This is a genomic window from Streptomyces sp. (genome assembly GCF_031181555.1).
GTDB classification, from domain to species: domain Bacteria; phylum Actinomycetota; class Actinomycetes; order Streptomycetales; family Streptomycetaceae; genus Streptomyces; species Streptomyces fimbriatus.
The window spans coordinates 1-5,220 of the sequence record NZ_JAPSKQ010000272.1 but is presented as its reverse complement, the minus strand read 5'-3'; the positions used below and the strand labels follow the sequence as shown (position 1 = coordinate 5,220).

General features: G+C 73.5%; 5 protein-coding genes. 2 read left to right on the top strand and 3 right to left on the bottom strand.

The genetic code is table 11. The features are described from left to right. Nucleotides 1-556: EF-Tu/IF-2/RF-3 family GTPase (locus RIM90_RS30415; protein ID WP_309063962.1), on the top strand; the 556-nt coding region annotated here is incomplete at its 5' end. Nucleotides 557-794: 238 nt separating this feature from the next. Here the strand turns inward: RIM90_RS30415 and RIM90_RS30410 are convergent. From RIM90_RS30410 to RIM90_RS30400, 3 genes are all read right to left on the bottom strand, one after another. Further along, nucleotides 795-2,177: an alpha-lytic protease prodomain-containing protein gene (locus RIM90_RS30410; RefSeq protein ID WP_309063961.1), complete on the bottom strand. Its 1,383-nt coding sequence runs from the start codon at nucleotides 2,175-2,177 to the stop codon at nucleotides 795-797. Nucleotides 2,178-2,302: 125 nt separating this feature from the next. Next, nucleotides 2,303-3,286: a LysR family transcriptional regulator gene (locus RIM90_RS30405; protein WP_309063960.1), complete on the bottom strand. Its 984-nt coding sequence runs from the start codon at nucleotides 3,284-3,286 to the stop codon at nucleotides 2,303-2,305. Nucleotides 3,287-3,387: 101 nt separating this feature from the next. Further along, nucleotides 3,388-3,978, bottom strand: a complete 591-nt coding sequence (locus tag RIM90_RS30400; protein ID WP_309063959.1) for a TetR/AcrR family transcriptional regulator — start codon at nucleotides 3,976-3,978, stop codon at nucleotides 3,388-3,390. A gap of 210 nt (nucleotides 3,979-4,188) precedes the next feature. Between RIM90_RS30400 and RIM90_RS30395 the strand changes: the two genes are divergently transcribed. Then, a complete protein-coding gene (locus RIM90_RS30395) occupies nucleotides 4,189-5,208 on the top strand; it encodes an aldo/keto reductase (protein WP_309063958.1) in 1,020 nt (339 codons plus the stop codon). Nucleotides 5,209-5,220: the final 12 nt, after the last annotated feature.

Here is a 5,220-nt window from a genome sequence, read left to right as displayed (position 1 = left end):
CCTGATGCCGATCGAGGACGTCTTCACCATCACCGGTCGCGGTACGGTCGTCACCGGCCGCATCGAGCGTGGTGTCCTCAAGGTCAACGAGACCGTCGACATCATCGGCATCAAGCCGGAGAAGACCACCACCACGGTCACCGGCATCGAGATGTTCCGCAAGCTGCTCGACGAGGGCCAGGCCGGTGAGAACGTCGGTCTGCTGCTCCGCGGCATCAAGCGCGAGGACGTCGAGCGCGGCCAGGTCATCATCAAGCCGGGCTCGGTCACCCCGCACACCGAGTTCGAGGCCCAGGCCTACATCCTGTCGAAGGACGAGGGTGGTCGTCACACCCCGTTCTTCAACAACTACCGCCCGCAGTTCTACTTCCGTACGACGGACGTGACCGGCGTCGTGACCCTCCCCGAGGGCACCGAGATGGTCATGCCGGGTGACAACACCGAGATGAAGGTGGAGCTCATCCAGCCCGTCGCCATGGAGGAGGGCCTGAAGTTCGCCATCCGTGAGGGTGGCCGGACCGTGGGCGCCGGCCAGGTCACCAAGATCACCAAGTGAGCTTGCTGATCTGACCCGGTAGCTCCAGCGAGCACCGGAGAGGGCCCGCACGACTTCGGTCGTGCGGGCCCTCTCGCTGTCCGGGCAGGGGCGACGGCACGCGGGCGGAGGCCGGGTGAAGGGCCGGGCACGGAGGGCGTTCCACGTCCGTCCGCTCGCTCCTGTGGACACGACGCGGCCCCGGGTGCCGGTGCACCCGGGGCCGCGGCCGTCCCCCGTCGGAAGGGTCAGGGGTGGCTCACACGCGCTGCCACAGGGCCGGGACGTTCGGGGGCTCCCAGCCGGCCTGGGCCTGGTGGCCCTGGAGGCAGCGGTAGGTGGCGCCGCCGTAGGTCACCGTGTCGCCCGGCTGGTAGACGGTGCCGGCCGCCCAGGTGCCGCCCGGCTCCTCCCCGGGCGGCTCCTCGCCGCCGCCGTTCGTCTTCAGGGTGAGGCCGTAGCTCTGGAGCAGCGGGTTGATCGGCTGGAAGTACGTCGTGCCGCCCGTGCTGCAGTTGCCCGAGCCGCCCGAGGTGACGCCCTGGGCCTGGCTGCCGGAGATGTACGCGCCGCCCGAGTCGCCGGGCTCGGCGCAGACCGAGGTGCGGGTCACGCCGGAGATGGTGCCCTCGGGGTAGGTCACGCTGGTGTTGAGCTGCTGGACGGTGCCGCAGTGCCAGCCGGTGGTGGAGCCCGAACGGCAGACGGACGAGCCGACCGGCGCCTGCGTGGACCCGGTGACCCGGACGTTCTGGCCGCCCGCGCCCTTGACGTACGGGGTCGCGGTCCAGTTGGAGTTGGTGGCCACCCACGCCATGTCGCGGCCGGGGAAGGTCGAGCCCTGGAAAGTGCCCTGGGCGACCTGGTTGTAGCCGCTGGTGCCGGTGCCGGTGCGACCGCAGTGCCCGGCGGTGGCGAAGCCCTGCTGGGTGCCCTTGGTGACGGGGAAGCCGACCGAGCACCGGCCGCCGCCGCCCATGTAGTACGCGTCGCCGCCCCGCAGGTCGTACAGCGCGCGGGGCCGTTCGGCCGACCTCTCGACCCGGGCCAGGCCACCGTCGACGCCGGCCGCCTTCAGCAGGGAGCGCGCGGCGGCGGGCCGTACCGCCTCGACCACGACCGTGTTGCTGCGGACGTCGACGTACCAGACCGGCGCGTCGGAGGTGTCCGCGCGGTCGGCCGCGCGGTCCAGGCGGGCCTTGGCCGCGTCGAGCGCGGCGAGGGAGTGGGGCACGACGGCGGCCTCGGCGCCCCGCGCCTCGATGGCCGGCACGTCGCCGGCGTCCGTCGTCGCCACGGTCAGGGTGCCGGCCTCGGCGCCGCGCACCCAGGCGCCCGCGAAGTCACCGCCGAGTGCGGCCCGCAGGCGGCCCGCCGTGGCTCCGGCCTCCGCCTCGTTGGCCAGCCGGCGCTCGGCCTGTCCCCGGTCCAGGCCGAGATCGCGTTCCATGGCCTTGAGCAGGGCGGACGGTGCGGCGTCGGTGCGCAGCGTCTCGGCGGCCGAGGGGGCGGAGGGGGGCGCGGCGGCGGCCGGCCCGGCGCTCGCGGAGCCGCTGAGCCCGGCCACGAGCAGGGCGGCCGTCGCCGCGAGTGCGGCGCCCGCGGCTCTTGCTCTGGTGTGTCGCTGGAGCAGGGGGGACATGCGGGATCTCCTCGGTTTCGGTGGGGAGGTGCCGAAACCGTAGGAAGGGCCGACCGGCCGTCGTAAGACGTCGGTCGGCCCTCTCCGCGGTGTTATGGAACCTGCCGGGCCGGGGCAGGACCGGGTCAGGACACCGCTTCGGGGAGGGCGTTCGGGCCGCCCGACGTGTCGCGGCGCGCGGCGAGCCACTCGGTGTAGCTGGCGCTGCCCGCCGCCACGCCCGCGTGCGCCATCCGGGCCTGGGCCAGCACGGTGGCGGCGGTCTCCTCGTGCTGCGTCACCGCGTGCCAGCCCAGCAGATGCCGCCAGGTCAGCGGAGTGCCCGTGAGCGGCCGGGTGACGATCCCCGGTGTGGTCGGGAAGGTCGCCCGGCACATCCCGACCGCCCGGCCCGCCTGCACCAGATGGACCAGGGACGCGGTGTCCGTCTCGTACATGCGGCGCGGTGTGAACCCGGCGCGGGCGCAGGCCGCGGTGAAGCAGTCGCCGAAGCAGCCGTCGCCGGGCACGCAGGCCCACTCCTCGTCGGCCAGCTCGGCCAGGTCCAGTTCCGCGCGGTGGGCGAGCGGGTGATCCTCCGGCACCATGGCGAACACCGGGTCGACCGCGACCTCCCGCCAGACCAGGCCCTCGGCGCCGGGCGGGGGAGCGGAACCGCAGGTGCCGGCGAGCGCGAAGTCCAGCCGTCCCTCGGCCAGCAGGTCGGCCAGCTCCCGCTCGGACCAGGAGGTGCACGTCGTCACCCGCGCGTCGGGCGCGGCGTCCGCCAGCCGGACCACCAGGGCGCCCAGGAGCGGGCCGTGGGTGCCGCCCAGCCGGAAGCGGGCGTTGGCCCGCGGGGTACGGGCGAACCGCGCCGCCTCCTGCTGCAGTTCGGTCACCGCGGGCAGCACGATACGGGTGCGCTCCAGGACGAGTTCGCCGAGCGCCGTGGCCCGTACGCCGTGCCGGCCGCGCTCGAACAGCTCACCGCCCAGGGCGCGCTCGATGCGCTTGAGCTGTGCGCTCAGCGCGGGCTGCGCCAGGCCCAGGTCGGTCGCCGCCCTGGTCAGGCTGCCCGCGTCCGCGATCGCCCGGATCGTCTTCAGATGCCGCAACTCCAGCTCCATGAGGGGAGCTTGCGGCGTGGAAGGGGCGGGGGCAAGAGGTTGGTACGGACCTGATGCAGGGAGGGGCGGGAGGACCGCCGTTCCGGCCGCCCGGCCGGTGGTCAGTGCGGTCGGCGCAGTCCGGCGACGAGGAGCTCGACCAGCCGGCGCGCGTCGTAGCGGGGATCGCTGTCCGCGCCGACGCAGAGGTTCCCGACGCCGCGCATGAGCGCGTAGGCGTCGACGTCGGCGCGGATCTCGCCGGCGGCGGCCGCGGCTTCGAGCAGCCGGGCGCAGACGGGCACGAGGCGGTCGAGGAAGTAGGCGTGCAGCGCGTCGAAGCCGGCGCTGTCGGACTGCAGTACGGCGGCGAGGCCGTGCTTGGTGACCAGGAAGTCGACGAACCGGTCGATCCATCGCCCCAGCGCGTCGTACGGGGTCGCGCTGGTCTCCAGCAGGGCCGGCCCGGCCTCGGCGCAGGCGTCGACCTGGTGCCGGTAGACGGCGATGATGAGATCCGCCCGCGTCGGGAAGTGGCGGTAGATGGTGCCCAGCCCGACACCGGCCCGGGCCGCGATGTCGCGCACCGGGGCGTCCACGCCCGACGTGACGAAGACCGCGGCGGCCGCGTCGAGCAGCGCCTCCTTGTTGCGCCGGGCGTCCTTCCGCCTGGACTGGGCCGCACGCCCCGCGCCCTCGTCGCCGTGGTCCACCGCGCCGTTCCCTCCGCCGTCGTGCTTGCCAAAGCGGAACAGTGTTCCGTATCGTCATTCCGGAACACGGTTCCGCTTTCTCATGATGGCAGAGCGGAGGGCCGGCGACCAAGCCGCGCCTCGTCGTGCCGCCACCGCCGCCGTCGCTTCCGGCTCCGCCTTCACCGCCACCACGCCACCGCGCTTCACCCGCGATGAGGAGACACGGTCATGCAGTACCGCACCTTGGGCCGCACCGGTGTGCAGGTCAGCACCCTCGCACTCGGCGCCATGAACTTCGGCGCGATCGGGCGCACCACCCAGGAGGAGGCCACCGCCCTCGTCGACGCCGCTCTCGAGGGCGGCGTCAACGTCATCGACACCGCCGACATGTACGGCGCCGGCGAGTCGGAGGAGATGGTCGGCAAGGCCGTCGCCGGCCGCCGCGACGACATCGTGCTGGCCACGAAGGCGACCATGCCCATGGGTGAGGAGCGCAACCACCGGGGCAGTTCGCGCCGCTGGCTGGTCACCGCGCTGGAGGACAGCCTGCGCCGCCTCGGCGTCGACCATGTCGACCTCTACCAGATCCACCGGTGGGACCCGAGCACCAGCGACGAGGAGACGCTGTCGGCCCTGACCGACCTGCAGCGCGCGGGAAAGATCCGTTACTTCGGCTCCTCGACCTTCCCGGCGTACCGCATCGTGCAGGCCCAGTGGGCCGCCCGCGAGCACCACCTGAGCCGTTACGTCACCGAGCAGCCCAGCTACTCGATCCTGCAGCGCGGGATCGAGGCCCACGTCCTGCCCGTGGCCGAGGAGTACGGGCTCGGTGTGCTGGTGTGGAGCCCGCTGGCCTCGGGCTGGCTGTCGGGCGCGGTCCGTGCGGGGCGGGAGATCACCACCAACCGCTCGGCGTTCATGCCGGAACGCTTCGACACCACCGTCCCGTCCAACCGGACCAGGCTCGACGCCGTCGAGCGACTGGCCGGGGTCGCCGACGAGGCCGGACTGACCATGATCCAGCTGGCGCTCGGATTCGTGACCGCGCACCCCGCCGTGACCAGCGCGCTCATCGGCCCCCGCACCCCTGACCACCTGCACGCGCAGCTCGCCGCCGCGGACACCGTGCTCCCCGCCGACGTACTGGACGCGATCGACGCGATCGTCGCCCCCGGTGTCGACCTGGCCGCGCACGAGAAGTACGACACCCCGCCCGCGCTGCTCGACCCGTCACTGCGGCGCCGCTGACCGTCCGGGGGC

What these genes read in the sequence shown, in the direction of transcription:
- RIM90_RS30410 (WP_309063961.1), bottom strand. Translation starts at nt 2,177, where the DNA reads ATGTCCCCCCTGCTCCAGCGACACACCAGAGCAAGAGCCGCGGGCGCC.
- RIM90_RS30395 (WP_309063958.1), top strand. Translation starts at nt 4,189, where the DNA reads ATGCAGTACCGCACCTTGGGCCGCACCGGTGTGCAGGTCAGCACCCTC.
- RIM90_RS30405 (WP_309063960.1), bottom strand. Translation starts at nt 3,286, where the DNA reads ATGGAGCTGGAGTTGCGGCATCTGAAGACGATCCGGGCGATCGCGGAC.